32 protein-coding genes are annotated in these 26424 nt (G+C 67.6%); 15 read left to right on the forward strand and 17 right to left on the reverse strand.

The features are described 5' to 3' along the window. Positions 1–16: 16 nt before the first annotated feature. Together AC5592_RS24655 and AC5592_RS24660 are read right to left on the reverse strand one after the other, a co-directional pair. Entirely contained in the window at positions 17–379 is a 363-nt protein-coding gene (locus AC5592_RS24655) for a GFA family protein (protein WP_063065544.1), read from the reverse strand. Positions 380–441: 62 nt separating this feature from the next. Continuing rightward, the gene (locus AC5592_RS24660) at positions 442–1077 is read right to left on the reverse strand and encodes an AAA family ATPase (protein WP_063065545.1); all 636 of its coding nucleotides are present in this window, start codon (positions 1075–1077) and stop codon (positions 442–444) included. 153 nt (positions 1078–1230) lie between these two features. Between AC5592_RS24660 and AC5592_RS24665 the strand changes: the two genes are divergently transcribed. After that, entirely contained in the window at positions 1231–2040 is an 810-nt protein-coding gene (locus tag AC5592_RS24665; protein WP_063065546.1) for a metalloregulator ArsR/SmtB family transcription factor, read from the forward strand. A gap of 23 nt (positions 2041–2063) precedes the next feature. After that, entirely contained in the window at positions 2064–2657 is a 594-nt protein-coding gene (locus AC5592_RS24670) for a dihydrofolate reductase family protein (protein ID WP_063065547.1), read from the forward strand. A 13-nt stretch (positions 2658–2670) separates the two neighbouring features. Here the strand turns inward: AC5592_RS24670 and AC5592_RS24675 are convergent, their stop codons facing one another. Beyond that, positions 2671–3711, reverse strand: coding sequence for an alpha/beta hydrolase (locus AC5592_RS24675; RefSeq protein ID WP_063065548.1), 1041 nt, complete (start codon positions 3709–3711; stop codon positions 2671–2673). Positions 3712–4013: 302 nt separating this feature from the next. Here AC5592_RS24675 and AC5592_RS24680 point away from each other — a divergent pair, with 302 nt between their 5' ends. Together AC5592_RS24680 and AC5592_RS24685 are read left to right on the forward strand one after the other, a co-directional pair. Beyond that, positions 4014–5036, forward strand: a complete 1023-nt coding sequence (locus AC5592_RS24680) for an alpha/beta hydrolase (RefSeq protein ID WP_063065549.1) — start codon at positions 4014–4016, stop codon at positions 5034–5036. Between the two features lie 75 nt (positions 5037–5111). Next, positions 5112–6299 carry an AI-2E family transporter gene (locus tag AC5592_RS24685; RefSeq protein ID WP_036500880.1) on the forward strand — a complete coding sequence of 396 codons (1188 nt, stop codon included), beginning with the start codon at positions 5112–5114 and terminating at the stop codon, positions 6297–6299. A gap of 9 nt (positions 6300–6308) precedes the next feature. On the opposite strand, the gene AC5592_RS24690 is transcribed toward AC5592_RS24685, so the two are convergent. Next, on the reverse strand, positions 6309–7562 hold the full coding sequence (locus tag AC5592_RS24690; RefSeq protein WP_051024553.1) for a PucR family transcriptional regulator: 1254 nt from the start codon (positions 7560–7562) through the stop codon (positions 6309–6311). A 370-nt stretch (positions 7563–7932) separates the two neighbouring features. Here AC5592_RS24690 and AC5592_RS24695 point away from each other — a divergent pair, with 370 nt between their 5' ends. Then, entirely contained in the window at positions 7933–8541 is a 609-nt protein-coding gene (locus AC5592_RS24695) for a dihydrofolate reductase family protein (RefSeq protein WP_063065550.1), read from the forward strand. A 138-nt stretch (positions 8542–8679) separates the two neighbouring features. On the opposite strand, the gene AC5592_RS24700 is transcribed toward AC5592_RS24695, so the two are convergent. Beyond that, positions 8680–10176 (reverse strand): flavin-containing monooxygenase, encoded by a 1497-nt coding sequence (locus AC5592_RS24700; RefSeq protein WP_063065551.1) that lies wholly within the window; start codon positions 10174–10176, stop codon positions 8680–8682. A gap of 491 nt (positions 10177–10667) precedes the next feature. On the opposite strand from AC5592_RS24700, the gene AC5592_RS24705 reads away from it, so the two are divergent. Continuing rightward, entirely contained in the window at positions 10668–11465 is a 798-nt protein-coding gene (locus AC5592_RS24705; RefSeq protein ID WP_063065552.1) for an SAM-dependent methyltransferase, read from the forward strand. Between the two features lie 7 nt (positions 11466–11472). Here the strand turns inward: AC5592_RS24705 and AC5592_RS24710 are convergent, their stop codons facing one another. Further along, positions 11473–12507 (reverse strand): Gfo/Idh/MocA family protein, encoded by a 1035-nt coding sequence (locus AC5592_RS24710; RefSeq protein WP_063065553.1) that lies wholly within the window; start codon positions 12505–12507, stop codon positions 11473–11475. A 131-nt stretch (positions 12508–12638) separates the two neighbouring features. Beyond that, a complete protein-coding gene (locus AC5592_RS24715) occupies positions 12639–14177 on the reverse strand; it encodes an MFS transporter (RefSeq protein ID WP_063065554.1) in 1539 nt (512 codons plus the stop codon). 102 nt (positions 14178–14279) lie between these two features. Here AC5592_RS24715 and AC5592_RS24720 point away from each other — a divergent pair, with 102 nt between their 5' ends. After that, positions 14280–14882 carry a TetR/AcrR family transcriptional regulator gene (locus AC5592_RS24720; RefSeq protein WP_036500890.1) on the forward strand — a complete coding sequence of 201 codons (603 nt, stop codon included), beginning with the start codon at positions 14280–14282 and terminating at the stop codon, positions 14880–14882. 28 nt (positions 14883–14910) lie between these two features. On the opposite strand, the gene AC5592_RS24725 is transcribed toward AC5592_RS24720, so the two are convergent. The 4 genes from AC5592_RS24725 to AC5592_RS24740 form a co-directional block, all read right to left on the reverse strand. After that, entirely contained in the window at positions 14911–15708 is a 798-nt protein-coding gene (locus AC5592_RS24725; protein WP_036500891.1) for an SDR family NAD(P)-dependent oxidoreductase, read from the reverse strand. Positions 15709–16203: 495 nt separating this feature from the next. Then, positions 16204–16524: a hypothetical protein gene (locus AC5592_RS24730; protein WP_036500895.1), complete on the reverse strand. Its 321-nt coding sequence runs from the start codon at positions 16522–16524 to the stop codon at positions 16204–16206. Next, complete coding sequence (locus AC5592_RS24735) at positions 16521–16793, reverse strand: hypothetical protein (protein ID WP_036500897.1); 273 nt, start codon at positions 16791–16793, stop codon at positions 16521–16523. Before AC5592_RS24735 ends, AC5592_RS24730 begins: the two co-directional genes overlap by 4 nt. A gap of 6 nt (positions 16794–16799) precedes the next feature. Beyond that, complete coding sequence (locus AC5592_RS24740; protein ID WP_036500898.1) at positions 16800–17360, reverse strand: hypothetical protein; 561 nt, start codon at positions 17358–17360, stop codon at positions 16800–16802. Between the two features lie 298 nt (positions 17361–17658). Between AC5592_RS24740 and AC5592_RS24745 the strand changes: the two genes are divergently transcribed. Genes AC5592_RS24745 through AC5592_RS24755 form a run of 3 tightly spaced genes read left to right on the forward strand, consistent with a single transcriptional unit; the run spans position 17659 to position 19011 of the window. Continuing rightward, the gene (locus AC5592_RS24745) at positions 17659–18540 is read left to right on the forward strand and encodes a helix-turn-helix domain-containing protein (protein WP_063920376.1); all 882 of its coding nucleotides are present in this window, start codon (positions 17659–17661) and stop codon (positions 18538–18540) included. Continuing rightward, positions 18537–18746, forward strand: a complete 210-nt coding sequence (locus AC5592_RS24750; RefSeq protein WP_084507096.1) for a DUF397 domain-containing protein — start codon at positions 18537–18539, stop codon at positions 18744–18746. The genes AC5592_RS24745 and AC5592_RS24750 overlap by 4 nt, the downstream gene beginning before the upstream one ends. Then, the gene (locus AC5592_RS24755; RefSeq protein WP_371507459.1) at positions 18733–19011 is read left to right on the forward strand and encodes a DUF397 domain-containing protein; all 279 of its coding nucleotides are present in this window, start codon (positions 18733–18735) and stop codon (positions 19009–19011) included. Before AC5592_RS24750 ends, AC5592_RS24755 begins: the two co-directional genes overlap by 14 nt. A gap of 104 nt (positions 19012–19115) precedes the next feature. Here AC5592_RS24755 and AC5592_RS24760 read toward each other — a convergent pair whose 3' ends face one another. After that, on the reverse strand, positions 19116–19748 hold the full coding sequence (locus tag AC5592_RS24760) for a hypothetical protein (RefSeq protein WP_036500900.1): 633 nt from the start codon (positions 19746–19748) through the stop codon (positions 19116–19118). Positions 19749–19795: 47 nt separating this feature from the next. Continuing rightward, positions 19796–20140 carry a PEP-utilizing enzyme gene (locus AC5592_RS24765; protein ID WP_063065556.1) on the reverse strand — a complete coding sequence of 115 codons (345 nt, stop codon included), beginning with the start codon at positions 20138–20140 and terminating at the stop codon, positions 19796–19798. 191 nt (positions 20141–20331) lie between these two features. Here AC5592_RS24765 and AC5592_RS24770 point away from each other — a divergent pair, with 191 nt between their 5' ends. Next, entirely contained in the window at positions 20332–20730 is a 399-nt protein-coding gene (locus AC5592_RS24770; protein WP_063065557.1) for a DUF4870 domain-containing protein, read from the forward strand. A gap of 124 nt (positions 20731–20854) precedes the next feature. On the opposite strand, the gene AC5592_RS24775 is transcribed toward AC5592_RS24770, so the two are convergent. Genes AC5592_RS24775 through AC5592_RS24785 form a run of 3 tightly spaced genes read right to left on the reverse strand, consistent with a single transcriptional unit; the run spans position 20855 to position 22183 of the window. Beyond that, positions 20855–21280: a DUF2871 domain-containing protein gene (locus tag AC5592_RS24775; RefSeq protein ID WP_063065558.1), complete on the reverse strand. Its 426-nt coding sequence runs from the start codon at positions 21278–21280 to the stop codon at positions 20855–20857. 44 nt (positions 21281–21324) lie between these two features. Continuing rightward, the gene (locus AC5592_RS24780) at positions 21325–21765 is read right to left on the reverse strand and encodes a DUF4267 domain-containing protein (RefSeq protein WP_036500904.1); all 441 of its coding nucleotides are present in this window, start codon (positions 21763–21765) and stop codon (positions 21325–21327) included. A gap of 52 nt (positions 21766–21817) precedes the next feature. Next, positions 21818–22183 (reverse strand): antibiotic biosynthesis monooxygenase family protein, encoded by a 366-nt coding sequence (locus AC5592_RS24785; protein ID WP_063065559.1) that lies wholly within the window; start codon positions 22181–22183, stop codon positions 21818–21820. A gap of 79 nt (positions 22184–22262) precedes the next feature. Between AC5592_RS24785 and AC5592_RS24790 the strand changes: the two genes are divergently transcribed. After that, on the forward strand, positions 22263–22751 hold the full coding sequence (locus AC5592_RS24790; protein ID WP_063065560.1) for a MarR family winged helix-turn-helix transcriptional regulator: 489 nt from the start codon (positions 22263–22265) through the stop codon (positions 22749–22751). A gap of 47 nt (positions 22752–22798) precedes the next feature. On the opposite strand, the gene AC5592_RS24795 is transcribed toward AC5592_RS24790, so the two are convergent. Next, positions 22799–23686, reverse strand: coding sequence for an LLM class flavin-dependent oxidoreductase (locus AC5592_RS24795; RefSeq protein WP_063065561.1), 888 nt, complete (start codon positions 23684–23686; stop codon positions 22799–22801). A gap of 56 nt (positions 23687–23742) precedes the next feature. Between AC5592_RS24795 and AC5592_RS24800 the strand changes: the two genes are divergently transcribed. The 3 genes from AC5592_RS24800 to sigJ all read left to right on the forward strand — a co-directional run bounded on the left by AC5592_RS24800 (position 23743) and on the right by sigJ (position 26373). Beyond that, entirely contained in the window at positions 23743–24018 is a 276-nt protein-coding gene (locus AC5592_RS24800; protein ID WP_063065562.1) for a hypothetical protein, read from the forward strand. A gap of 244 nt (positions 24019–24262) precedes the next feature. Then, positions 24263–25456 carry an NAD(P)/FAD-dependent oxidoreductase gene (locus AC5592_RS24805; protein WP_063065623.1) on the forward strand — a complete coding sequence of 398 codons (1194 nt, stop codon included), beginning with the start codon at positions 24263–24265 and terminating at the stop codon, positions 25454–25456. Further along, positions 25453–26373 carry an RNA polymerase sigma factor SigJ gene (sigJ, locus tag AC5592_RS24810; RefSeq protein ID WP_063065563.1) on the forward strand — a complete coding sequence of 307 codons (921 nt, stop codon included), beginning with the start codon at positions 25453–25455 and terminating at the stop codon, positions 26371–26373. The genes AC5592_RS24805 and sigJ overlap by 4 nt, the downstream gene beginning before the upstream one ends. Positions 26374–26424 lie beyond the last annotated feature (51 nt).

Consider the following 26424-nt stretch of genomic DNA (forward strand, 5'->3'; position numbering starts at 1 on the left):
CCGCGAGAGCGGTGTCTCAGTTCAACGGCGCCAACCACGGGACGGCGTTGTGCGCGAAGCTCTGCTTGACCGGAATCAGCCCGGAATGATCGTCCAACGCCGTGATCGTGACGCCCACCAGACCGGCTTCATCGCCCTTGGACGCGATCGAGGAACCACACTTCGGACAGAACCCACGGCAGATCTGCGGGAACGTCTCGAACCAGGTCGGCTCGCCGCCCGGACCGGTCCACGCGAATCCCTTCTCCGGGAAGGACACCCACGCCATCACCGGCGCGCCCGAGAGCCGCTGACAGTGCTCACACGAGCACAGGTGCGGAAAGTCCGGGGCACCGGTCGCGGTGAACCGGATATTGCCGCAGAGACAGCCGCCGTCCATATCACTCCTTCACGCGCACGATAACTGAACTCCGGTACGGCCGTCGCCCGCCGAATTCGTGTTCATCGACGGGCGTGACGGACGGTGACCGCCATCCGGCGCAGCCTGCCGCGCAGCCGACCGTCGGTGTCGGGGGCCGGCGTCAAGCCGGCCATGGTGGCGATACGGTCGGCTACTGCCGTCACCGCGGTGGTGTCGGTCCAAATATGTTCGGCGAACTCAGGCTTGCTCAACTGTTCGAGGCAGTAGTCGAGTTTGTCCACCGCGAACTGTTCTCGGCGCAGCAGTAGATCGCTCCGACCGACCGAGCGGAGGAGGGGCGCGATCCCGAGTCCACGATCACGAAGACGATTCAGAACGGTTTCCCGTTCGGCGAGCAGCGCGAAATGGCGCACCGCGTGTCCCGCCGAGCGCAGCCGTCCCACCGTCTCCTCGAAATACCGAGGATCAGCGACCGTCATCGGCGCAATCACCACGCCTTCGTGCTTGTGAAGCACGTGGTCGAGGACCTCGTACACACCCTGCCGCCAGCCGGGAAAGTCCTGGAAGTCGCCACGCAACGCCGACGGCATCATTCGATGCAGTCCGAAACCCACCTCTTCCGGATCGCAGACGACACTGCCGGGAAGACGCCGGTGCAGCTCGAATGCAGTCTGGGTCTTACCCCCGCCGAAGGGCCCATTGATCCACAGCAGCATGGTCCCAACACTATCGGCGCACGGCACGATGCTCCTCGTCTCCAGTCCGCAGTTCGCCGGAACCGGGGCCAGGCTGACACACCGCGAGCCCTGCTCCACCCGCCAGAAAGATATTCCTTGACAGGAATATTCTTTTAGGTGAATACTTAGCTCATGGATCAGATCTTCTCCGCCTTGGGCGACGGTTCGCGGTGGCGGATCGTCGAGCTGCTGGCCGAGCGGCCTCGCTCGGTCGGGGAGTTGGCGGAGGCGACCGGGTTGCGACAGCCGCAGACGACCAAACATCTGCAGACGCTGGCGCGGGCCGGGGTGGTGGCGGTTTTTCCGCTGGGGCAGCGGCGGGTGTACGCCCTCGAGGCGGGACCGCTGCGTGAGCTGGGGCGGCGGCTGTGCGAGGTGGCGGAGACCGCCGACGCGCATGCCGGTGAGCGGGATGTGGTTGCCCGTTACCGCGCGGCGATCGACGCGGAAACCGCTGCGGCGCACCAGGACCGATGGGCGGACGGGCGGACGTTCAACTTCGAGCGCATGCTGTCCGCACCGCCTGACACCGTGTGGCGACACTGGATCGATCCGGACCTGCTGGCGGCCTGGTGGGCGCCGGCGCCGATGCGCATCACCGAATGCGTACTCGAACCCACACCCGGCGGGCGGGCCGTGCTGGACTATCGCGACCCCGAGGGACATCGGTATCGCTCGCAGGGCCGCGTGCTGGCCGCGGAGAAGAACGAGCGCCTGGTCTTCGAGCTGTCCGTCCTGGATGCCGCGGGCTCCGTGGCCTTCACCGGCCGCTACTCCCTGACCCTCACCGAGACCGCCGAGGGCACCCGCATGTACATGGAATTGACGATCACCGAAACCACCGTCGACGCGGTCGCCTTCATCGCCGGAATCGAAACCGGTTGGGCCGCAGTCCTCGACAACCTCGCCGACGCCGTCGGCGCATCCACGTCCACCGAATAACGAAACAACGAAGGAGCCCCACGATGAGCGACACCCGCAAAGTGACCGCCAACCTCAGCATCACCCTCGACGGCCGGTACCACGGCCCCGCCGGCCCGGGCGATATGGGCCCGATCGTGCGCTACGCGACCACCGAGGTCGCGCGCGACCAGATGACCCGGATGCGGGAGAACGCCACGACGGCGGTGCTCGGCCGGCTCAACGCGCAGGGTTTCCTCGGCTTCTGGCCCTCGGTCGCGGCCGACGACTCCGCCGACCCGCGCGACCGCGGATATGCGAAGTGGTTGGTCGATACGGAGAAGGTGGTGCTGTCCCGCACACTGACCGACGCCCCCTGGGACCGCACCCGCATCGTGAACGCCCCGGCCGCCGACCTGATCGCCGACCTGCGCGGCACCGGCAGCGGCGACATCCTGGTCAACAGCAGCGCGAGCGTCATCAAGGATCTGCTCGCCGCCGATCTGCTCGACCGCCTCTACCTCACCGTCTGCCCCGAGATCGCCGGTGGCGGACCGCGTCTGTTCGACGACGGCCTGCCGGCGACGAATTGGACGCTCTCCCATCAGGAAACGGGTGAGCTGGGCGAGATGGCCGTCGTCTACGACCGCGTGCGCTGACCGGGTCGCGTCCTCACGCGCCGAGGGCGTCGGCGAACAGCGGCCAGGAGGTGTGCAGGTCGTCCTGCCAGTAGCCCCAGGAATGGGTACCGGTCGGCCGGAAGTCGAAGGTCGCGGGCACGCCGAGTTGCTGCAGGCGGTCGTGCAACTGGTGGGTGCAGATATTCGTCATCCCTTCGAGGGCCGCGCCGAAGACCAGTTGGTACGCGAGTTGCGTCGGGTCGCCGTGAGCGCCCTGGAAGGTGTCGAGCGGTCCCGGGAGCCCGGTGCCGGTGGAGACGTAGATCGCGGTGCCGCGCAAGCGGTCCGCGTGCAGGTAGGGGTCGTTGGCCGCCCACGCCGGATCCGTCGGCGGCCCCCACATGTTCACGGTATTGCCCATCCGATTTCCGACCACGGCGTCAACGATCAACTGGCCCTGGGGGTCGCTGGTGCGCACACATCCGGAGTACGAGCCGACCGCCTTGTACAAACCCGGGGCGGCCAGCGCCAGCTGGAAGACCGAGGTCCCCGCCATCGAAATTCCCGCGATCGCGTTCACTCCGGTTCCGCCGAATCCGGAATCGATGATCGGCGGCAATTCCTTGGTCAGGAAGGTACGCCACCGCTGCCGGCCCAGCACCGGGTCGTCGGCGCGCCAATCGGTGAAGTAGCTGCTGGCTCCGCCGAACGGCACCACCACGTTGACCTGCTTGTCGGCGAAGAACTCGGCGATATCGGTGCGATCGGACCAACTGCCGTCGCTGATGCCGCCGTTGGCGCCGTTGAGCAGATACAGCGTCGGCGCCGGCCGGTCCGGGTCGGCGGCCCGAATCAGTTGTACGCGAGTCACAGTGCGCATCGCCGCCGAGTACACGCCGATATCGAGGATCCGGTCGTCACGCCGATGGATATCGCTGATATGCGATCCGTCGGGCGCGGTGACGGTCGCCGGATCGTCGGGGTCGGCGCCCGCGCGATCGTTCGCGGCGGTGATCGCTGCCGCCACGGTGATGACGGCCGACAGGACGGCGACGGCACGGGCGATGCGCATTCTCGGCGGACGGCTGACCATCCTCGCACTCCGATCTCGACAGGTGTTCGCGGCACGACTCCCCGACGGCCGACCACAGTCAACGACGCCGGCCCCCACCCCGGTAGCCGATACCGCGGAATTTGTGGCCACTACCAGACCGGACGCGCCCGCGCTGGCATACGGACCAAAACCGACGCGATGTGATTGTCGGGCAACACTGTACCGCCCTATCGTCGGCGTCAGCGGTTCCGCGGTTTCGTACCCAGGAAAGGCGGCGCGTGAATTCTGCTGGCTCACACGGCATCTGCCGCACCTCGGCTCGACTGGCCGCGGCGCTGTCGATGACGGCCGGGCTCGCCTGCGGGTCAGCCGCCGCCCAGCCTCCTGCCGCCGCCCCGAATTCGCCTGCCACCGCCTCGGTTTCGGCCACACAGGCCATGACGAACGCCCGCCCCTCCCCCGACGGTTCCGTCCTGACGACCGCGGCGCCCGGTTCGCCGCGAGCCCTCACGGTCACCGTCCACTCCGCGGCGATGAACAGCCCGATCCGCCTGGAGGTCCTTCCGGCGCCCGATCGCTCGCGCCCGGCCCCCACGGTGTACCTGCTGAACGGTATCGACGGCGGCGCCGACGGAAACTGGATCAACCGGACCGATATCGCGCAGTTCTTCGCCGACGAACAGGTGAACGTGGTGGTGGCGTTCGGCGGAGCCAGCAGTTACTTCACCGACTGGCGCGCCGACGATCCGGTCCTGGGCCGGCAGCGGTGGACGACATTCCTCACCGAGGAACTGCCGCCGATCATCGATTCCGGTTTCGGCGGGAACGGCACGAACGCGATCATCGGCATATCCATGGCGGGGACCTCGGTCTTTCAGCTGGCACTGGCCGCCCCGGGCCTGTACCGGGCGATCGGGTCGTACTCGGGCTGCGCACGCACCAGCGATCCCGCCGGCCAGCTCATCGTCGACGCGGTCGTGGGTGGCGGTATGGGCAATACGGTGAACATGTGGGGCCCGCCGACGGACCCCGCATGGGCGGCCAACGACCCCTATCTGCACGCGGATCGCTTGCGCGGCACCGCGATCTATGTCTCCACCGGCACCGGACTGCCGGGGCCGCTCGACACCCTGGACGGTCCCGGAATCCGTTCCAGCCCGGCGAAACTGGCCGATCAGATCCTCGTCGGCGGAGCACTGGAAACCGGCGCGGTCCGCTGCACGCGCGAACTGCGCACCCGACTCACCGAGCTCGCCATCCCCGCCACCTTCGACATGCGTCCCACCGGCACCCATTCCTGGGGCTACTGGCAGGAGGACCTGCACCGGGGCTGGCCGGTATTCACGCAGGCACTCGGACTGTGAGCCGACCCGGTTTCGGTACGGGCCCGCTCACCCAGTCCGGCCCGAGCAGGGCGCACGGGCACTACGCTGCCAAGAATGGGCAGTTCCGCCGATTCGGACGCCGAGCGCGGCCCGCAGGGCGAACCGTCGGTCCCGGAGCCGATCGCGGCAGCCGAACGCGCGGCCTCCGAGGCGGCCGGTGCGCGGCACCCCCACGGGCGGCCGGGCCCGCGGTTCGACCGCAATTCTCCGTTCGTGATCGGCGTGACCGGCGGCCTCGGCGTACTCCTCGCGATCGGCATCGTGCAGATGCTGGCGACCGCGCGACAGGCCCTCGTCCTGGTGGGCGTCGCGCTGTTCCTGGCGATCGGCATCGAGCCCGTGGTCGCCTGGCTGCATCGGCACCGGCTGCCGCGCTGGGCGGCGGTGGCCGTCGTATTCGGCTGTGCCACACTGCTCGTCGCCGGATTCCTGGCCGCGGCCATCACACCGCTGATCATCCAGGGCGGCGATCTGGTCGATCACGCCACCGACCAGCTGCACGACCTGGAGAACCAGTACCCGCTGATCCGATCGTGGTCGCAGCGATTACACCTGGATCAGGAACTCCGACACGGGCTCACCGACAACCCCTCGCTGCGGCACGGCCTGCTCGGCGCCGGTGAGCGGGTCTTCGGCGCGCTGGCCAGCGCGTTGATCGTCGCGGTGCTGACCATCTATTTCTCGGCGAATTTCCCGCGGATCAGGCACAGCCTGTACCGGTTCTTCCCGCAGTCGCGCCGACCTCGCGCCATCCTGCTCGGCGACGCCATCTTCGCCAAGGTCGGCGGGTACGTCCTGGGCAATCTGCTGATCTCGCTCATCACCGCGATCGCCACCTTCGTCTGGCTGACGGTGTTCTCGGTGCCGTACCCGCTGATACTTTCGGTGCTGGTGGCGCTGCTGGACCTGGTGCCACTGATCGGCTCGACGGTCGCCGGGCTGATCATCACCGCCGTCGCGCTGACCGTTTCGCTGCCGGTCAGCATCGCCACGGCCGGATTCTTCCTCGCGATGCGGCTGCTCGAGGACTATCTGCTCGTCCCGCGCATCATGGACCGCACCGTCCGGGTGCCGGCGGTGGTCACGGTGGTGGCGATCATCCTGGGCGGCGCCCTGCTCGGCGTCCTCGGCGCACTGTTGGCGATACCGTGCGCCGCCGCGGTCCTGCTGATCGTGCAGGAGGTGGTGTACCCGCACCTGGACGGCACCACCGACCCGCCACCGGCCGGCCCCGACGCGTGACGTCCGGGCTCAGGCGGGCCGGCGCGCCGGCGTCGACGCCTCGCGGTCGGCGATGCTGAGCCGGGCGATCAATGCCGAACGCAGATACCACAATCCGGTGGTGCGCGACGGGTCGAAGCCGGTCAGCTGGCCGATGCGGCGCAGCCGGTAATCGATGGTGTTCGGGTGGATGCACAGCTGCCGCGCGGCGCGTTGCCGGTTGAGGTCGGTGTTGAAGAACACGTGCAGCGTTTCCAGCAGTTCGGGGTGGTCGTCCAGCGGCGCGAGGCGAGCATCGAGGATGTCGCGGCCGATCCCGGGCCGGGTGAGCTGGTATTGCAGCGCGAGTTCGGCGAAGCGATGGACCCCGGGCCCGCGTCCGAGCCGGCGCACCGTGTCGAGCAGATCGTGGGCTTGTTGCGCCGCGGCCGGGACGTCGGCCGCGGCGGCGCCCACCACCGCGGCGGTCAGCGGCACCCCGGCCAGCTCCGACAGCTGCGCGACGAGATCGTCCAATTCCGGTTCGGTGCAGGCGGTTTCGGGGACGAGCACGGTGCCGCCGTCGACCGACAGCATGGCCAGCGGCTGGTTGCGCAGCAGTTTCGCCAGCGCGGCCTGCACCCGCCGCAGCTTGCGGCGCGCGACCACGTTGCGATCCAGCCGCGGATGCGTCTCGTCGGGATGCGGCGGAATCCACAGCGCGAGAACGTGATACCGCTCGGCGATCCGGATCCCGCATTCGCGCGCCATCTTCGTGGTGGCGTGCCCGCCGAGCAGCGCCGAGGTGAGCGTGTGCACGGCGGTGTGATGCTCGACGGCGTCGGCGCGGCGCTCCTGGACATAGGCCTTGCTGACGGTCGCGGTGATGAGGTCCAGCAGTTCCAGCGCGGTGGCGGTGCCCTTGACGACGAGTTCGGCATCGCTGGCCTGGGCTCGGGCGAACAGCAGGTCCAGTCCGGCCTTGAATCCCTCGTGGACGGCGTGCACGACCACTTCGATCGGAATACCGGCGCGGCACCAGCGCGCGGCCGCGGCCCGCAGGCGATCGGTGCGTTCGGGAAGATCGCCGCCGTTGACTCGGCGGATCGACCATTCCACACAGATCCGCGCGACCGCCGACACGTCACCGGACATCACGTCGGCGGGCAGGGTGGTGAACGGCGCCACGGATCCGCCGAGGTGTAGGACCAGTTCCCGGGACATGGTCTGCGCATCCCGCATGGACAGCGAGGTGGCGCGGCCGGATATCGCGCGCTCAGCACCGACTGTGCTTGCTGTAGTCACTTTGACCTCCTTGTCACCGACCGGATCCGCAGCCTTCGCGAGATCTGCCGGATCGGTGATCGGGCGATATCGACACCGCCCGATCACCGGCCGTAGGTGTTACCTGATGGAACGGTAATGCGAGCCTCCGCTCACCTTCTACTCCGTTTTGGACATATTCGACACCTCGCGGCATTGCCGCTGACCTGGGCGGATCGCCGACAGCATGGGACGAACGGGATATTTGCCGACAAAATATGGGGAACCGCTCACTTTTTGCTCCGTTCCCGCCGCCGCGTCCGCATCCACGCGGCCTTCTCCGGCGGCGATGAGTTCGGCGCGCTCGCGCCGTCGAATTGTGCGACAGGGACTTTCGGATTCAGGAGACATCATGCGCACGATCACGGCCGGGTTGTTCATCGCTCTCGACGGCGTCGTCGAGAACCCGCAGGATTGGCACTTTCCGTACTACAACGACGAGATGGGCGCGGCGGTCGATGCTCAACTCGGCGCCGCCGACACCCTGCTGCTGGGACGCAAGACCTACGACAGCTTCGCCGGCGCCTGGCCGGAACGCGAGGCCGCGGGCGGGCCGGACGCCGACTTCGGCCGCAAGCTGGGCGATGCCCGCAAGATCGTGGTGTCGCGCAGCGATCACACCTTCACCTGGCGCAATTCCGAAGTGCTGCAGGGTGATCTGATCGCCGGGGTGACGGCGTTGAAGCGGGAACCCGGCGGAGATATCGCCATCTCCGGCTCGGTGTCGGTGGTGCGCGCACTGCTCGGCGCCGGGCTGCTCGACGAACTGCATCTACTGGTGCATCCGATCGCGGTGCGGTCCGGCATGCGCCTGTTCGACGACGCCGACGCCACCCTCCCGCTCACTCTGCTGCGCTCGACCGCCTTCCGTACCGGTGTCATCCATCTCATCTACGGACCCGGGCAGCAGCTCGAGGGCGACTACGACCAGGCCAAGCAACATCTGGCCCACGAGGACTGATCGCGACCGGGTGACGTACACCGATTGCGTCACCCGACGGGCGCGGCGGCGCGTCCCGGCGAACGCCACCGTGGCCTGACCGGAAGACCGCCCGGCGCGATGACTTTCGCACCGGGCGGTCCTTTCGTGCGATCCGGGTCAGGCGCCGACCGCTTCGGCGGTCGCGGTGTGGTGCACCGGTGCGAAGCTCAGCGCCGGCGGGCGGCGCAGCATTCGGGCGTAGGTGCGCACGGAGGCCGGCCAGGGATTGGTGATCGCGCCGCTGTCGTGGGTGTACCAGCTGGGCACATCCGTCGACCACACCGTGGTCGCGAGCGCGTCGGCCAGCCATTCCCGATGCGCCGCCATCGCGTCGGCGCGTACCTCGATGGCCGCCGCACCGATCTCGTCACGCCAGCGCAGGCAGCGCATGATGTAGGCGATCTGATGCTCCTTCATCGCCGGATTGCTACCCGCCGGGGTGAACGAGTTGGGTCCGGCGATGAGGAAGGCGTTGGGAAATCCCGGCACCGCCAGGCCCATGAAGGCATCCGGCCCCGAACGCCATCGATCCTGCAGGGACCGGCCGCCGCGGCCGCGCACCGTGATCGGGGCCAGGAATTCCGAGGCGCGGAAACCCGTCGCGTAGACGATGACGTCGGCGTCGTAGCGTCCGCCGTCGGCGGTCACGATGCCGTCGCGGGTGATGCGCGCGATCGCGGCGGTGGTCAGTTCCACGTTGTCGCGGCGCAGCGTGCGATAGAAGTGACTGTCGAAGACGATCCGTTTGGCGCCGATCGGATAATCCGGGGTGAGCCGGCCGCGCAGCACCGGATCGGCGATGCTCCGTCGAAGATACTGCCGCGCCGCCCATTCCGCGGGCCGGGCGGGCCATCGGCGGTGCATCATCGGCGCCAGCAACGAGTCGGCGGCTTCCTGCAGACCCCAGCGGTAGGCGCGCTGCGCACCGGGCAGCCGCAGCGCCGCACGGGTCGCCGGGCCGAATTCGGGGGCCGGTTTGGGCAGGATCCACTGCGGCGTGCGCTGGAAAATCCGCACGGATGCGGCGGTGTCGGCGAGCGTCGGCAGGCATTGCGCCGCACTGGATCCGGTGCCGATCAGGGCGATCCGCCGGCCGCGCAGTGCTGCGGCGTGGTCCCAGCCGGCGGTATGGAACGACGCGCCGCCGAATTCGTCGCGGCCCGGGATCTCCGGAATGTTGGGGCGATGCAATTGGCCGACGGCGAAGACCACGATGTCGGCGGTGAGCCGAATCCCGTTCGCGGTCCGTAGTTCCCAGCGCGCCTCCGATTCCGAGTATGTCGCCTCGGTGACGGCGGTGCCGGTGCGCAGGTGGGCGGGTAGGCCCTCGGCGGCGGCGACGGACCGTAGGTATTCCAAGGTCCGGCGGCGGGCCGGAAAACGGACGGCCGTATCGCGATACGGCGCGAACGAGAACGAATACAGGTGCGCCGGTACGTCACAGTTGCACCCCGGATACGTGTTGTCACGCCACACGCCACCCAATTCGGACGATTCCTCCAGGATGACGAAATCGTCCATCCCCGCGCGCCGCAGCGCCGTTCCCATGCCGATCCCCCCGAATCCGGACCCGACGACGACCACTGTGCTGTGCAAGCCCTCTACCACCTCCATGTGAGAAGAGATATCCAGTAACCGATCGGCAACCTTACGTCCCGAGGCAAGGAAAACCTAAAACCACGCCTGCACAGACCGAATGGGGACGAGTCGATTCGATGTGCGGATATGGACAACTTTCCAGATTGGACGCTTGATTAGTGTTGAGAGACACCAGGCTTCCGCCGTCGAAAGCGAGGGCGAGTGCGTACGACGCCGACAGCCGACGCGCGCAGTCAAGACGATTGGCACACTTTCAGCTAACTAGACAGGAAGGTGCCGTCGCCCCCTGTGCCGCCGCGCCGGCTCCCTGAATGACGTTGCCGCGCAACAGGTACCGGTTAATCCGCTCGGTCCGCACCGCCGTTCCCTCAGATCGGTTGCGAATATTTCGGCCCTGCAACATATTCCGACATGGCCGCGGCGAGGAGGTCTATACTCGCGTAGTTCGCACCGACGAGATGCCGCGCGGTTCGGCGGCGCCCCACACCTACGGGAGCTCAGCACTTATGGCCATCGACGATCCGGCGCAGATCCGCACCGATATCCCGCACTCGGCGCGCATCTGGAATTTCTGGATGGGCGGCAAGGACAATTACGAGGTCGACCGCGCCGTCGGTGAGGCGAGTCTGCAGATCGATCCGGATATCGCGACCATGGCGGTGCAGTCGCGGCAATTCCTGATCCGGGCGGTGCGCCACCTGGCCGGTGCGGCCGGAATCCGGCAATTCCTCGATATCGGCACCGGTTTGCCGACGATGCAGAACACCCACGAGGTGGCGCAGAGCGTCGTGCCCGACGCCAAGGTCGTCTACGTCGACCACGACCCGCTGGTCCTCGCGCACGCCCGCGCGCTGCTCACCAGCACCACTCCGGAGGGCGTGACCACCTACGTCAACGCCGATTTCCACGAGCCGGAGAAGATCATCGCCGAGGCGGAGGCCATCCTGGATCTGCAGGAGCCGGTGGCCGTCATGTTCATGGGCGTCCTCGGCCACGCCCGCAGCTACGAGGACATGCTGCGCATCGTGGGCACGGTGCTGGCGGCGGTCCCCTCCGGCAGCTACCTCGTGCTCTGGGACGGCACCGACGACAGTCAGCCGTATGTCGACCTGTGCGCGGAATACGCGAAAACCGGTGGCACACCGTACTATCCGCGAACGCGTGCCGAGATCGCCGCGGCTTTCGACGGACTCGAATTCGTCGAGCCCGGCTTCACCTGCATCACACAGTGGCAGGCCGACTCCAGTGAGGTCGGCCGCACCGCCGAGATCGCGGCCTACGGCGGCGTCGCCCGCAAACCCTGACGGCCGCTCAACGCGCCGCCACCGCGCGCGCCCGCTCGATGATGCGCAGGGCCGCAACGGCATCGGCGGGATCCACGGGCGGTTCGGCGCCGTCCAGCAGGGCGGCGGCGACCCCGGCGTAGAAGTCCGGATAGGCACCGGGTTCGCTGGGGATCAGGCGCAGATCACCCTCGGCGCCGAGCTGACCCCAGTCGACGGGATCGACACTCCCCCACGGCTGCCCGTCGCCGGGGCGACGACCGGCCCGCAGCGCCGCCTCCTGCGGGTCCAGCCCGTAACAGACGTAACCGGCCTCGGAGCCGAGCACCCGGAAGCGCGGACCCAGCTGGGGCGCCACGGCGCTCATCCAGAGATGCGACCGCACGCCCGAGGCATGAGTGAGCGCCACGAAGACATCGTCGTCGGCCCGCACGCCGGGGCGGCGGGCGTCGAGTTCGCTGTAGACGTCGTCGACCGGGCCGAACAGGTCGAGCGCCTGGTCGATCAAATGACTGCCGAGGTCGTAGAGGATGCCGGCGCCTTCGTCGGCGCCACCGACCTCTCGCCACCCGCCCTTGATCCGCGGCCGCCAGCGCTCGAAACGGGATTCGAAGCGGCGCACCTCGCCCAGCGCGCCGTCGGTCATCAGCCGGCGTACCGTGCGAAAGTCGCTGTCCCAGCGCCGATTCTGAAATACCGTCAGCATGGTGCCGGCCCTCCGGGCGGCCTCGATCATCGCCTCGCCCTCGGCGGCTGTCAGGGCGAAGGGTTTGTCGACCACCACCGGCAGCCCGGCCGCCACGGCCTGCAGCGTCAGGGAGCTGTGGGTGCGGTTGGGACTCGCGATCACCACCAGATCGATATCCGTTGCGGCGCCGAACAATTCGTCGGCTGTGGCGAACACCCGCACGCCGGGATGTTCCTCGCGCGCCTGGTCGGCCCGCTCCGGCGAGGAGGTCACCACCGCGGCCACGCGGAGCCGGGGGTCGGCGGCGATCAGCGGGGCGTGGAACACTGCCCCGGACAATCCGTATCCGATCACCGCCACATTCGCCTGCGCCATCGCCGCTCCTCGATTCGACCTCCGCTCGCGCGGGCCGGCCAGCACACCCGCGGGTGACCGGTGCCCGGCCCGCATCCATCACAACACGGCCGCGCACTCCGGCGCGGGGACGACGGCCCCGACACACCGGCTCAGCGCTGCGCCGCGCCGGCGGGCTCTGCGGCGGAGCGCGCCCGCGCGGGCGCCCACACACCCAGGATCGCCGCGACCACGAGAGTCACCACTCCGAGCACCAGGGTGGCCTGGTGCAGGCCGTGTGCGAAGGCCGATTTCGCTTGTTCCGCAAGCGGTTTCGCCTGTGGGCCGATGCGCTCGGTGACGACCAGCGCACCCGCGAGCGAGCCGGTGACGGGCCCGCGGATCGGTTCGGGAATCCGGTCGGCGATCTCGGCCATGCGGTGGCCGTAACCGGCCGCCAGCACACTGCCGGCGAGAGCGATGCCCAGCGCGGCGCCCATCTCGCGAGCAGCGTCGTTCACCGCGGCCGCCACACCCTGTTTGTCGGCCGGCGCGCCGTCCACGATCGCCGCGGTGGCCGGCGCCGCGGCCAAGCCGAGGCCGGTACTCATGATCAGCAGCGGCCACAGCACATCCACGAAGGTGCTCACCGACGTCAGCCGGGACAGGCACAGCAGCCCGGCCCCGACGACGACCAGCCCGACCGTGGTGGGCAGCCGCAGCCCGAACCGCTGAGCCAGCCACGGCGCGATCACCGACAGCGCCACCATCGGCACGATCATCGGCGCCATCGCGACCGCCGAGAGCAGCGGCGAATAACCCAGGATCAATTGGAAGAACTGCACGATCACCATGAACAACCCGAACGAGACCAGAAACTGCACCGCCACCGACAGCGTCCCGGTGCCGAAGCCGCGCCCGGCGAACAGCCGCACATCCAGAAGCGGGTGCTCGGCGCGCAGTTCGATCACGGCGAAGGCCGCGCCGACCGCCAACCCGGCGACGACCGCGCCCAGCACCATCGGATCGGTCCAGCCGCGCTGCGGGGCCTCGAGTGCCGCGATCACGATCAGGCCGACCGCGACCGCGCCGCTCACCGCACCCCACGGATCGAAGCGCGCGCGCTCACCGTCCTGCGATTCGGGGACCGTGCACGCCGCGACCGCCAGAACCGCACCCGAGACCGCCATCGCGAGCGTGATCGACAGCCACGACCAGCGCCACAGCAGCACTCCGGAGCCCAGGATGCCGATGACCGCGCCGCCGCCGACCGTGCCCGCCCAGATGCCGACCGCGACGTTGCGGCGATCCGGCTCGACCCCGGCGGTGAGCAACGAGAGCGTCGACGGCATCACCAGTGCCGCACCGACTCCGGCGATTGCCCGCGAGCCGATCAGCCATTCCGGTCCGGCGACCACCAGCGGGATCGCCGAGGCGATCGCGAACACCGCCAGTCCGATGATCATGACGATGCGGCGGCCGTAGCGGTCGCCCAGGGCGCCGGCCGGCAGTACCAGACAGGCCAGCGCGAGCGTGTAACCGTCGATGATCCAGGTCAATTGGGACTGCGTGGCGCCGGTGGCCGAGGCGATCTGCGGCAGGGCGGTGTAGAGCGCCGCCATCGACGCGACGACCAGCGCGACGGCCAGGCAGGACACGACGATCACCCATCGGGTGCGCACGGGTACGAGCTCGGTCATGGTTGCGTTCATCGCGCCTCCCGAGAAACGATACTTTTAGTTTCGCTATGCTACTCGAAGTATCGTTTCCGTCCCGTGCGGCCGCCGATCTTGCCGAGGAGGAATCCTGAGACCATGACATCGACTGCCGCGATCGAATCCGAGGACGACCCGCGCAAGGCGCGCTCACGTCGCCGCCTGCTCGCCGCCGCGGCCGAATTGTTGCGCGACGGCGGATTGGACGCGGTCACCATCGATGCGGTGACGCGACGCTCGGGCGTCGCGCGCACCACGCTGTACCGGCATTTCGACACCGTGGCGCGGCTGCGTGCCGCGACGCTGGAAGAGCTGATGCCGCCGGTTGTCGAGATACCGGACGCGGGTCCGCTGCGGGAGCGGCTGATCGAACTGCTCACCCGACAGGCCGCGGCGATCAACGACGTACCGCTGCATCTGACCACGCTGGCGTGGCTGGCGACCGGAGACGCGCAGGCCCACGGCGAGGGTGTGCGGTCCGGTTCGCTGCGCGCTCATCTCATCGACACCTACCGCCGCCCGTTCGACGAATTGTTCGACGACCCGCGGGCGCGCGCACTGCTCGGCGATCGGGATCTCACCGCGGTGCTGGCGCAGCTCGTCGGGCCGATCGTCTTCGTGCGGCTCACCGGCATCGGCCGCGCCGGGCGCGCCGACTGCACCCGCATCGTCGACGATTTCCTCGCCGCCTGCGAACGCTGAAAGGTCTTGCGCGCAGGTCGGTTTCGCCTCAGTAGTAGACGGGCCCCGGCACTCCCCCGCCCGCCGCGACGGCATCGCCGGTGATCGCGATGCTGCGCGGCGAGGCCAGGAAGGTGACCACGTCGGCGACCTCGCGGGCATCGATCACCCGGCGGATCGAGTTGGCGACCAGACCGGCCTCCAATTCCTCGACGGTGGCGCCGGATTCGGCGGCCTGGGCGGCCAGCCGTCCGGTGAGCCGCTCGGTCCGGGTGAGGCCCGGGTGCACGACCGTCACGTTGATCCCGTGCGGGCCGAGTTCGTCCGCGAGATTCTTGGTCAGGGCCGAGACGCCGACGTTGCGCACCGTCTGCGCGATCGAATTCGCCTGCCGCGCACCGAGTCCGCTGATGTTGACGATCCGTCCCCAGCCCTGCGCGATCAGATGCGGCGCGACCGCGCGGGCGGTGCGCAGATATCCGAGCACCTTGATCTCGACCTCGCGGCGCACGATGTCGTCGCTGGTGGCGTTCAGATCCGCGGGCGCGCCGGCACTCCACGGCGTGGCCGCGGCATTGACCAGGATGTCGACCCCACCCAACTCGGCCACGGTGCGCTCGACCAGCGCCCGCACCTGTTCGTCGTCGCCGGTGTCGGTGGGCACCGCGACGATCCGCCGCCCGCTCTCCTGGGCGAGTGCCTGCGCGGCCGCCACGAGCGGTTCGGCGGATCGGGCGGCGAGCACCACGTCGACGCCCTCGGCCGCGAGTCCGCGCGCGACGGCCAGGCCGATTCCCTTACTGCCGCCCGTGACGATGGCCCGCTTACCGCTCAGCTGCAAATCCATGGCAGCGACGGTAACAACGCTCGCCGGGCGCGTCGCCGATCCGGATCGGGCTGAACAGAATCCGGTTCGGTAGTCCTCGCTCTCGCCGGTATCGGCCCGGACCACCCCGCGATGACCCCGAGGATCGAGGCCGCGTCCACGGCTCCGGGCCTACTGAGCCGCAGCCCCACTGTGACGAGCCGATCGGCCGGGGGTTTCGGTCGCCACCGCATCGGCCCGCCGGCCCGGCACCGCCATCGAATCGTTCGTCCATCCGGAGGTGGTGCAGGTCGCCCATCGCACCACGCCCGTCCTCCTCGCAGGTCACCGTGTAGCCGCGCTCGGCCGGACCGCGTCCGTGACGATGAACTAATCGTGCAAACCCCGGCGTTTTTGGCGGTTTTCGCGCATTTTCGCGGAGGTTTGCACGAAAAATTCGGGTGTGCGGATTGCGGGCCCGGCAATCACCGACGTCGCACCGCAGACACATCACCGCGACGAGCGTTCCCGACCGCACTACCAATCCGGCTGGTAGCCCCAGCGCCACATGTCTGCGGGCTCCACCGTGACCAGCGCCGCGAATCCGCAGACCGATCGCGGACTGCCGCCGACATGCTCCAGATCATGGACGATCACCGCCACCGCGTCGACCCGGCGCAGGGCGACCAGCAGATCAGGCACCTGCACGTCGGCGACGATCCCTAGCAAGCGATAACCCGCCTCGGTCGCGCGCCGGCGAATCGCGGCTTCGATCCGGGTTCGCCGACCGCCCGCCAGATCGGAGCGAACGTATCCGATTGCTTTGGGCCACTTCGACTTGTCCAGCTCCGCGCTCATCCGAGGAACCGCGTCATGGGCGTAGATTCCGAATTGCGGTGTCCCGGTATCCATTCGGTCCACATCTCGTGGGCGACGCGATCCCAGACAGCAGTCCAGCGGCGCGCCGTCTGTTCCCGCGCCGCCGCGAGATCGGTGCCCGGCGCGAACTCGATCACTTCGCCGGTGGCCGTGTCGCGCGCCCGCCTGATCTCGATATGACGGAATTTCTGTATCGCCCAGACCGCTTCCAGGCCGTCCGCCTCGGTACACCTGGTCCTGTCGTCCATCACCGCCTACCCCTGGTCCCGCATATCGGTGAGCAGCCCGTCCAGCACGCTCAGGAGCGTGCCGAGGTCCGGACCCGCCGCCACCGGCAGTTCGCTGCCGATCGGGTCGAGCCGGATACCGCGCGCCGCGGCACGCTCTCGCAGCGTGTGAACCGGCGGAACGATCTTCCCGGCCCGCACGAGGAACCCGAACGCAGCGGCTTTACGGGGACAATGATGGGCACTACACGCCTTGTGCTGCTGCATGATTCGCCCAGCGATCGACTCGGTGAGCGGATGCGGCGGACCGGCATACTCCGGTGAGATCGGGCTGCGCGCCCACGTCTCGGGCGGGCACACCGTTTCCAGATCGCACCAATCGCACACCCGCGCCGGACTGTGGTCGACGGTGCTCAAGTCGTAGACCACGACCGCCGCAGCGTCGATACCGAGGGCGATCGCCAGACCGTAACCGACGGGGTCGGGCCGATCCTCGGGCGGCCGCACGGTGTAGACGTAGTGATAACCCAGCCGCTCGGCATGCCGTTCGATCGCCAGTGCGTGGCGGGATGTGTCCGCGCCGGACACGCCGGGTAGAACAAGCCCGATAGCTCTGGGGCGCTTATCATTTCGTCGTCCTCCATCGGTGTCCGGTTGTGTGTCCGGCTGTTCGAGCATGGGAAATTTCGACATGTTCGGGCTTCCGAAGACGGGGATGTGGTTGAGGTGCTTACGGATTGCCGGGTCGGCCGCCCCACCGCTTGCACACGTCGAGTAGACCATTGCCCGAGCCCAAACTGCACTACTTGCACTACGATTCATGGCAACTCAAATCAGTGCAAATCAGCTGCAATGATCCAACGGCTTCTGTCAACGAGGTGGATGCATGCCCGCACAGACAACGACGCTGCCCCGACGCCTTCTCGCTCGCCGCTTGTTCGAGCTCCGCGAGACGGCGAAGCTGACTCGCGACAAAGCCGCTCAGCTTTCCGAGATCAGCACACATACGTTGTGGCGCTTGGAAACCGGCCAAGGCAGCCAGATCAAGAAGATGGTCATTCGGGCCTTGTGTGATGTGTACGAAGCAACCGAGGACGACCGGACCGCATTGTTGTGGCTTGCCGAACAGTCACGAAAGGACGGCTGGTGGCAGTCGTACCGCGAGGAGATCGTGGACTACGTCGGCCTGTTCATCGGCCTCGAGCAGTCGGCGCGACGCATCACATCGTTTCAGTTGACGTTGCTGCCCGGTCTGGTGCAGACGGCCGAATACCGGCGCGCGATCGCTCTCGCGTTCGATCCCGCCGTCACCGAGGAGGAGATCGAGCGACACGTCGAGCTCCTCGCCAAACGACAACGACGCCTCGAAGATTCGGCCGACGCCTTCACGCTGGACGTGATGCTCAGTGAGGCGGCGCTGCGCCACCACATCGGCGGGCGAACCGTAATGGCGGACCAAGTACGCCATCTGATCGATCTCAGCAATCGTCCTAACGTATCCATCAGTGTCGTGCCTCTCACGTTCGGCGGTTACCTCGGGCTGCAGGCCGGATCGTTCGTGTTGCTCGAATTCCCGCACCACCCGAACCCCGCGCTCACCGAGCCGCCTGTCGCATATGTCGAGGGCTACACTGGCGCTTTGTACCTGGACAAGTCCGACGAGATCGAGCAGTACCGAGCAGCGGTTTCAAGCATCCGAAGCGCTGCACTGAGCGAGACGGAATCCAGGGCGTTGCTGCAAGCGGTTTTAGAGGAGTACAGAGCGTGAGTGTCGACCTGTCCACTGCCCAGTGGTACAAGAGCCGGCGAAGCCACGGTAAAGATGCGTGCGTGGAGGTTGCGCACCTCAGCGACGGCACGGTGGGCGTACGCGACTCCAAAAACCCCACCGGCCCAGCACTCGTATTCACGCCCGACGAGTGGGATGCTTTCACCGTCGGTCTACAGAGTGGCCGATTCAATGCCCCCGCATAGCGAACAAGCCCGGATTACCAGGACCAGCGAACCGAAAGCCAGAGGGGAACGCCGCATCAGCGTTGACCTTTCCACCGCCCAGTGGCTCAAGAGCAGTCACAGCGGAGCCGGTAAGGATTGCGTCGTGGTTGCACATCTCGCGGGAGGCACTGTCGGAGTGCGCGACTCGAAGAACCCCGACGGCCCAGCGCTTCTCTTCACCCCCGCCGAATGGGACGCCTTCACCACCGGCATTCAGAACGGCAAGTTCCAGCGACCGGCGTAGCAGCACGGAGTTCGAGCAGCCGCTCACCGAGTACGGCACAGGGCAACCAGTCACCCGCTCGCCGATCGCGTTCGACCACCGACGGATGCTTCGGACTTACTCGTCTAGGACGGGTGCGCCCTGTCGATACCGAGGGTGGCGATCAGATCTTCGTGCAGTTCGAACCACACTCGGTGGGCCGAGTCGTGTTCGGTGCCGGTGACCATCTCGGGATTATCGGCGGCCAGGGCGAGGGCCGCGGCGAAGCGGGTGTCGTAACCGGCGAACCGGGCGAGTCGTTCGGTGAGAGTATTCGTCAGCGGAACCAATTCCTTTGCGAGGCTTTCCAGTTCGTCCAGGATCTGCCGGTCCCGCTGCGCGTCCTGGTGGTCGTTGTCCTGCATGCTGCCATCGGGAAGGATGGTCAGTTGCCAGGCGGTGCACGCCTGCACCAACCGTGCGTTGAGCGGCAGAAACATGCGATAGAGGTCCTCCACGAACGCTTTCGCCCCACACTCGGACAGCTCGCCGGCGAGTTGCCGCTCGTTCTGCGCACGTCCGCTCTCGGTGAGCGACCACCCCGCGTCCGCCCCGAATCGGAAGCGGCTGATCCAACCGCGCTCTCGGAAGTCCCGCACGTGCGACTCGGCGAGGTCGACGGGCATTCGGTATCTGCCGGCGACCGCGTGCGTATCGACGAACCCGCCCAGGCGAATTGCGTGCAACGCGAGCAGCGAACTGCGTGAAACGTGCGTCATCGCGGACTTCCTTTTCGTGTCGAGCGGTCGTGCCTGGTGAAGCGAGGTCAACGGTGGGTCGAGCGAACGGCATGAACGTGTCCCTTGGTTCCGTCGACCGAGATGATCCGATGATTCGCCAGGGTCTGCATCGCTCCCTCGGCCGCCACCACGGCCGGAATCCCGAACTCGCGGGCGACGATTGCCGCATGGGACAGAATTCCCCCGGTTTCGGTCACCACCGCGGCGGCAACGCCGAAAAGTGCCGTCCACGCCGGATCGGTAGCGCGACAGACGATGACATCGCCCGGCCGAACCGCGTCGAAGTCGTCGACGCTGTGCACCAGCCGAACCGGACCGGCGACAACACCACGGCTGGCCGCAGCGCCGGTGACGATGGGCGCATCCGACATCTCGGTTCCTCCTGTCCGCCGCGATTCGACCCGTCAAACATAGGTTGACGATCGTGTTCGCGTCAACTATCAGTTGACGACGCGGTGATAGCTCGCGATGCCTTCGCCGACAACGGATCGGCCTGAAGCCCTACAGGGTTCGCGGGGAAAGTTGGGATCGGTAGGGGGCGCGCGCGGCGTCTACTCACCTCATGACATTTTCTCAACCTCCCGCGAACCAACCGCAGTCCGCCGGCTTGGACAAGAAGACCAGCGCGATCCTGTCGTACGCGCTGGGCTGGCTCACCGGAATCATCTTCCTCTTCGTGGGGAAGCACGATCCCGATGTGAAATTCCATGCCGCGCAATCGATCGTCTTCTTCGGGGCGGTCTCGGTGCTCAATATCGTGCTGAGTATCGTCGGCTCGCTCCTCGGGGCCCTGGGGATCATCTTCAGCCTCGCCGGACTCGTCGTTGCGGTCTTCACGGTCGTCGTCTGGATCATGGCCATGGTCCAGGCGAACAACACCGGCGGTGTCCGCGCGACGCTTCCCATCGTCGGAAAATTCATCGCCCCTTACGCCGACCGGCTGGCCAGCTCGATCAGGTAGCGGCGTCTTCGTATGGCCGCGGATACGACAGTCCGAAGACCAACGGCCCGAGATCATCTCGGGCCGTTGGCGTCTGCGCGCAACGGCCCGAGCATCCGGCTCCGCCGTCACCGATTCGGCCGGATCAGGCGGGAACCGCCTCCTCGCGGCGGGCCGTGATGGCCTGGTGCACGGTGCGGAAGAACAGCACGAATCCGATGGTCAGCAGGACGTGACCGATGCCGGCCAGCTCCGCCAGTGGCGTCGATTCGCCGTATCCGAGGACGGTCCGGGTGCCGATGATCGTCATGCAGGCCACCGTCCAGAGGACCGCGATGTTGTAGACGGTGAAGAACCAACGATAGGCGCGGGTGTTCGACAGGGCGAGTTGGTGTTCGAGCACCAGGACGATCAGGAAGAACAGTGTTCCCAACGCCAGCAGGTGCGTGTGGACCACGGCGAGTTCGGTCTTGCCGGTGAACTCGTGGGCCTTGGTGAGTTCGCGGTAGACCAACCCCGACGGCAATCCCAGTGCGGTATAGCCGACGGCGGCCCAGTAGAGCTGTTTCATCGAGTCCTCGTTCGAATGATGGTGCGGTCGTTCGGGTGTGGAGGTCAGGCCGACAGCTGTGCGGTGGGCGCTGGCGCGGCAGCCTGCCGGGCCTCGGGCGCCTTGCCGGTTTCGCGGAGGATCAGCAGACCCGTGACCGCGATCAGCGCGGAGGTCAGGCCGTGGACGCCGAACGCGGTGGCCGCGGAGCCGTGATGCGCCAGGACGTTGATCATGTCGCCGAACGGGGCGACGGCCGTCATCAGCAGGACCCACCCCAGGGCGCGGCGGCGGCCGGTCATCAGCAGGATGCCCGTGCCCAGGCCCATCGCGAGTTCGCGGCAGCCTTTCACGATGAGGAAGCCGCCGCCGTCGCCGGCGGGCACATTCGGCAGACCGAAGCCCTGGGCCGCGGTCTCGGGAGTCAGGACGAACGAAATCCCGAGGTAGAGGGTGAACAGAACGACAGCGGCCGCCAGGACGGTGCCGAGGGTCCGGCGTGACATTGGTGTACTCCTGACATTCAGACGTGAATTGTTGTCCGACAAGGCATCCGGCTCACTGCGACAGCATGTCGCCGGGTCCCAGTTCGAGGGTGGGATGGAAGATCATCGGCCGCGCGGTGAGGTCGAGATCGTTCTGCATCCGCAGCGTCAATTCCCGCCATTCCGCCGTGCCGAGCGCGTTGCGCAGGGCGGCGCCGCTGTCCCAATCTCCGACGTTGACGAAGACCGCCTCGGCCGCCTCACCGGCAGCCTGGAACATCCGGGTTCGGCGGAAACCGGCGGCGGCCGCCATGTACTGGGCGCTGTCACGCCAGCGCTGCAGGAACAGGTCCCGCTGGGCGGCGGGTACCGACATCGTGTTGATCACCGTGACCGGCGCGTCGGTGTCGGGAACGGAGGGGGTGCTGGAATTCGTCATATTGTCACGTTAAGTGACAATCACAATTTATGTCAATACCCTTAGATGGCAATCATGTTGGATTGCTAGTGTGGAGGTCATGACGAACCGGCCGCTGGACTCTCGCGCGGCATTCCTGTTGTCGCAGATCGGTTTCCACGTGTCGTACCAGCTCACCGAGCAGCTGGCGCGATTGGATCTGGACCCGGCCCACTTCGCGGTCCTCACCCAGCTGGCCGTCGCGGACGGCCGCAGTCAGCAGGAACTCGCGGATCTGCTGCGAGTCCACCGCAACGCGATGGTCGGACTGGTCGACGAGCTGGAAGAACGCGCACTGGTGACCCGGCGGCCACATCCGGCCGACCGGCGCGCGCACGCGGTCCATCTCACCGACAACGCACGCCAGGTGCTCGAGTCGATGCAATCCGAAGCCGACGCACTGGAATCGGAGGTTCTCGCACCGCTGGACGAGACCGAACGAGCTGAGCTACTGCCGCTGCTGCAACGCATCGCCGCCCACGCGGGCCTGCCCGCCGGCGTACACCCCGGCCTGCAACGGCGACGCCGAGCACGCCGAGGATCGCGGTGAACGCGGTCCCGGCGAGCACCCCACCGCGGGTCACCGCGCACCGAGTGTCACTGCCGTGCGGCCACCACCTCGGACGCAACCTCGAGGAATTTCAGGTCGGTGACGGCCGGGACCAGGATGAACTCGTCGCAGCCGGCCCGCTCCGCGCCGTCGAGAATGTCGGCGAGCACGTCGGGATTCGACGCGCGCGCCGACGCGGCGACCATGCCGGCCAACTCGGGCCCGAGGAAGCCGAGGTAGCGAGCAGTGAAGGAGCGCAACGCCTCGGACGCATCGGGGACGCCCAGCGCGGTGAAGCAGCCGCTGACCTTGCGTGGCTTCGTCGTACGACCGGCCTCGGCCCAGCAGCGGTCGGCGCGATCGCTCACCTTGGCGATCTCCCCGGCGTCACCTGCGATGCTGAAGCCGGAGACGCCGTCGGCCCACCGCGCCGCCCGACGCATCGCCTTCGGCCCCATCGCACCGGCGAGGATGATCGGCCCACCCGGCTGCACACACGCCGGCCCCACCGGGTCCGCGCCCTCGAACGGCGGCTCGCCGGCGAGCAGTGACTTCAGCTCGGCGACCTTGTCATCGAGCTGCTGGTGCCGTCGCGTGAAATCAGCGCCGAGAGCGCGGTAGTCGTGCTCACGACCGCCGACACCGACAGCTACCTCGAGGCGGCCGTTCGCGAGCTGATCGAGGGTGCCGATCTGCTGGGCCACCATCGCCATCGGATGCTGTGGAAGCACCCAGAGGTTCGCCAGAACCTGCACTCGCTCGGTGACCGCGGCGCAGGCACCCAGCGTCGCGACCATCTCCGGATTCGAAAACGTCACCCGCTCACCGACGGAAACGCTCGAAAAAGGGCCCGCGTCGATTCGCCGGGCCCAGTCGAGCGTCGTACCCGGTCCGTAGCCGGGAGCCATCTGCGGAAGTGCGACACCGATTTTCATGTGGCGACCCTCTCAGACCCACCCGGCTCGCGTCCGACCGGGATCCAGCCTGGAATATGATGTGGACCACTTCACTGGACGGGCCGGAAATCGGGTGGCGGTCACCGACATTCGAGGCCCGGCGACTCCAGCGCCGACTGGCCGCGGTCGGTGAGCGCAACGAAGCGACTCCCTACCTCGCCGACCTCGGCTGGACGCTGGACGGAGCGACCATCCGGGACCTGCCGGCCGCCAACCACCTGTCACTGAACGACGACGACCTGTGCATGGGCAACGTCCGCTACATCAGCGGCGTCCTCACCGAGACTGCAAGTAGCCGCTGTCCTGGATGACGACCAGTTTCGATGCATAGGTTCGCGAGGGATTCGGGCGGGGATGGCAGTCGAACGTCCTCTTCTGCCGCTGACCACTCGGCCGGGGACAGACGCGACACCCGCCGGCGAACGCACCAACATGGCAACTTTCGTGCAGTCCGCTTGTAGGCGAGCCGACGATCTCGGTGGGCTGTCGACGGGCTGCGAATGTGACGGTTGTCACTTTGTGTCAGATCTGGGGGGTGTGGCGTGTCTGGAGGGCATGACTGATTTCAATGCCATCACCAAAGTGGTTGTGATCGGCGGCGGTTACGCCGGTGCCGTGGCGGCCAATCGGCTGCGGCTGCGCCGCGATGTCGAGATCACGCTGGTCAATCCGCGTCCGCAGTTCGTCGAGCGCATGCGGTTGCATCAGTTCGTGGCCGGTACCCATGAGGCTGCGATCGACTACGACACGCTGCTCGGCGCCGGGGTGCGGCTGATCGTCGATCGTGCCGTCCGCATCGATACTGCCGCCCGGCGGGTGGAATTGGGTTCGGGGCGCGCGCTCGACTACGACTACGTGGTCTACGCGGTCGGCAGCACCGCCGCAGTGCCGGCGTCGGTGCCCGGTGCCACCGAATTCGCCTATCCGATCGCCGAATTCGAACACGCTCAGCGGCTGCGCGCGGCGCTGGCGGACGCGCCGGCCCAGGCGCCGATTGTCGTCGTCGGAGGTGGGCTCACCGGCATCGAGACCGCCGCCGAACTCGTGGAGCAGGGCCTTGTCGTGACCTTGGTGAGTGGCGGTAAGTTGGCGGCGAACTTCTCGAATCCGGCCCGGCGGTCGGTGGCGAAGTGGTTGTCCGAGAACGGAGTCGAGGTGCGTGAGCAAGCGCGGGTGGGTGAGGTTCGGCGCGACGGGGTCGTCCTGACCGACGGAGAATGGGTGCCCAGTGCGATCACGATCTGGACCGCCGGGTTCGGGGTGCCCGAACTGGCGGCACGCAGTGGACTGCGCACCGACGAGCTCGGTCGGCTGCTGACCGACGAGACATTGACCAGTATCGATGACGAACGCGTCGTCGCCGCCGGGGACGCGGTCGCTCCCTCGGGCCGCCCGCTGCGGATGAGCTGCTATGCCGCCCAGCCCTTGGGTGCGCAGGCCGCCGATAGTGTTTTGGCCCGCATCGCCGGGGACGAGCCCGCCGTGCTGGACGTGGCCTTCACCGCCTGCACCGTGGGTCTGGGTAGCCGCGCGGGTGCGATGCAATTCAGCCGGCGTGACGACACACCCGTGCCGATGTACCTCGGCGGGCGTACGGCCGGGTGGATCAAGGAACGGGTGGGCCTCGCGGGCCCGATCGGAACCATTCGCAAGGAAGCCCGCAAACCAGGCGCGATCCCGACCTTCCTGGGCTTGGGCAGGCGTAAGGATCTGAGCGCGGCCGAGCCGCAGGGAGTTTCGAAGCCATGACCTCCACCGACGAGCACACCGAGCGTTTCGTCCACCTGAGGCCGCTGCTGTTCACCATCGCCTACGAAATCCTGGGCTCGGCAACCGAAGCCGACGACGTGCTGCAGGACGGCTATCTACGGTGGCGACGGGTGGACCTGGCCACGGTCCGGGATACGAAATCCTATCTGGCCCAGCTCGTCACGCGGCAGGCACTGAATGCGTTACGGGCCGGCGTCAGTCGCCGCGAGGAGTACGTCGGCCCGTGGCTGCCCGAGCCGCTGCTGCTCACCGACGGCGACGCCTCGAGCGATGTGGTACTCACCGAATCGGTCTCGATGGGGATGCTGATCGTGCTGGAAACGCTCACCCCCATCGAGCGGGCAGTTTTCGTGTTGCGTGAGGTCTTCGGTTTCGGCTATGACGAAATCGCTTCCGCAACAGGAAAATCCGTCGGCGCTGTACATCAGACCGCGCGCCGCGCCCGCAACCATGTCCATGCCCGGCGCAAGCGCTCCGGCCCCGTCGACACCGCCCGAACCGCCGCGGTCACCGAACGCTTCATCACGGCCGCGACCACCGGCGACATGGAAGGTTTGCTGTCGCTGCTCGCACCGGACATTACCTGGACCACCGACAGCGGCGGCAAGGTGACCGCACTGCCGGAGCTGGTCATGGTCGGCGCCGAACGAGTGGGCGCGATTCTCATGGCCGTCTTCAGATACGCGCAGCGGCGACCGGAGGTACGCATCGAGACAGTGAACTGCAACGGTCAACCGGCACTCGCGTGCTACATCGGCGACGAACTGGAAGCCGTCCTCGTATTCGACATCGCCGAGGACCGGATTGTCAGCGGCTACGGTATCCGCAACCCCGACAAACTGGCCGCCCTCGACATCCCGCGCGCCATCAGCCGCACCGAAACACCCAGCGCGTAATCCCGCCCCACCCGGCGCATCCTGTAATCCCGCTGATCGAGCGCTTTTCCC

It is taken from the genome of Nocardia violaceofusca NBRC 14427, assembly GCF_963869435.1.
GTDB classification, from domain to species: domain Bacteria; phylum Actinomycetota; class Actinomycetes; order Mycobacteriales; family Mycobacteriaceae; genus Nocardia; species Nocardia aobensis.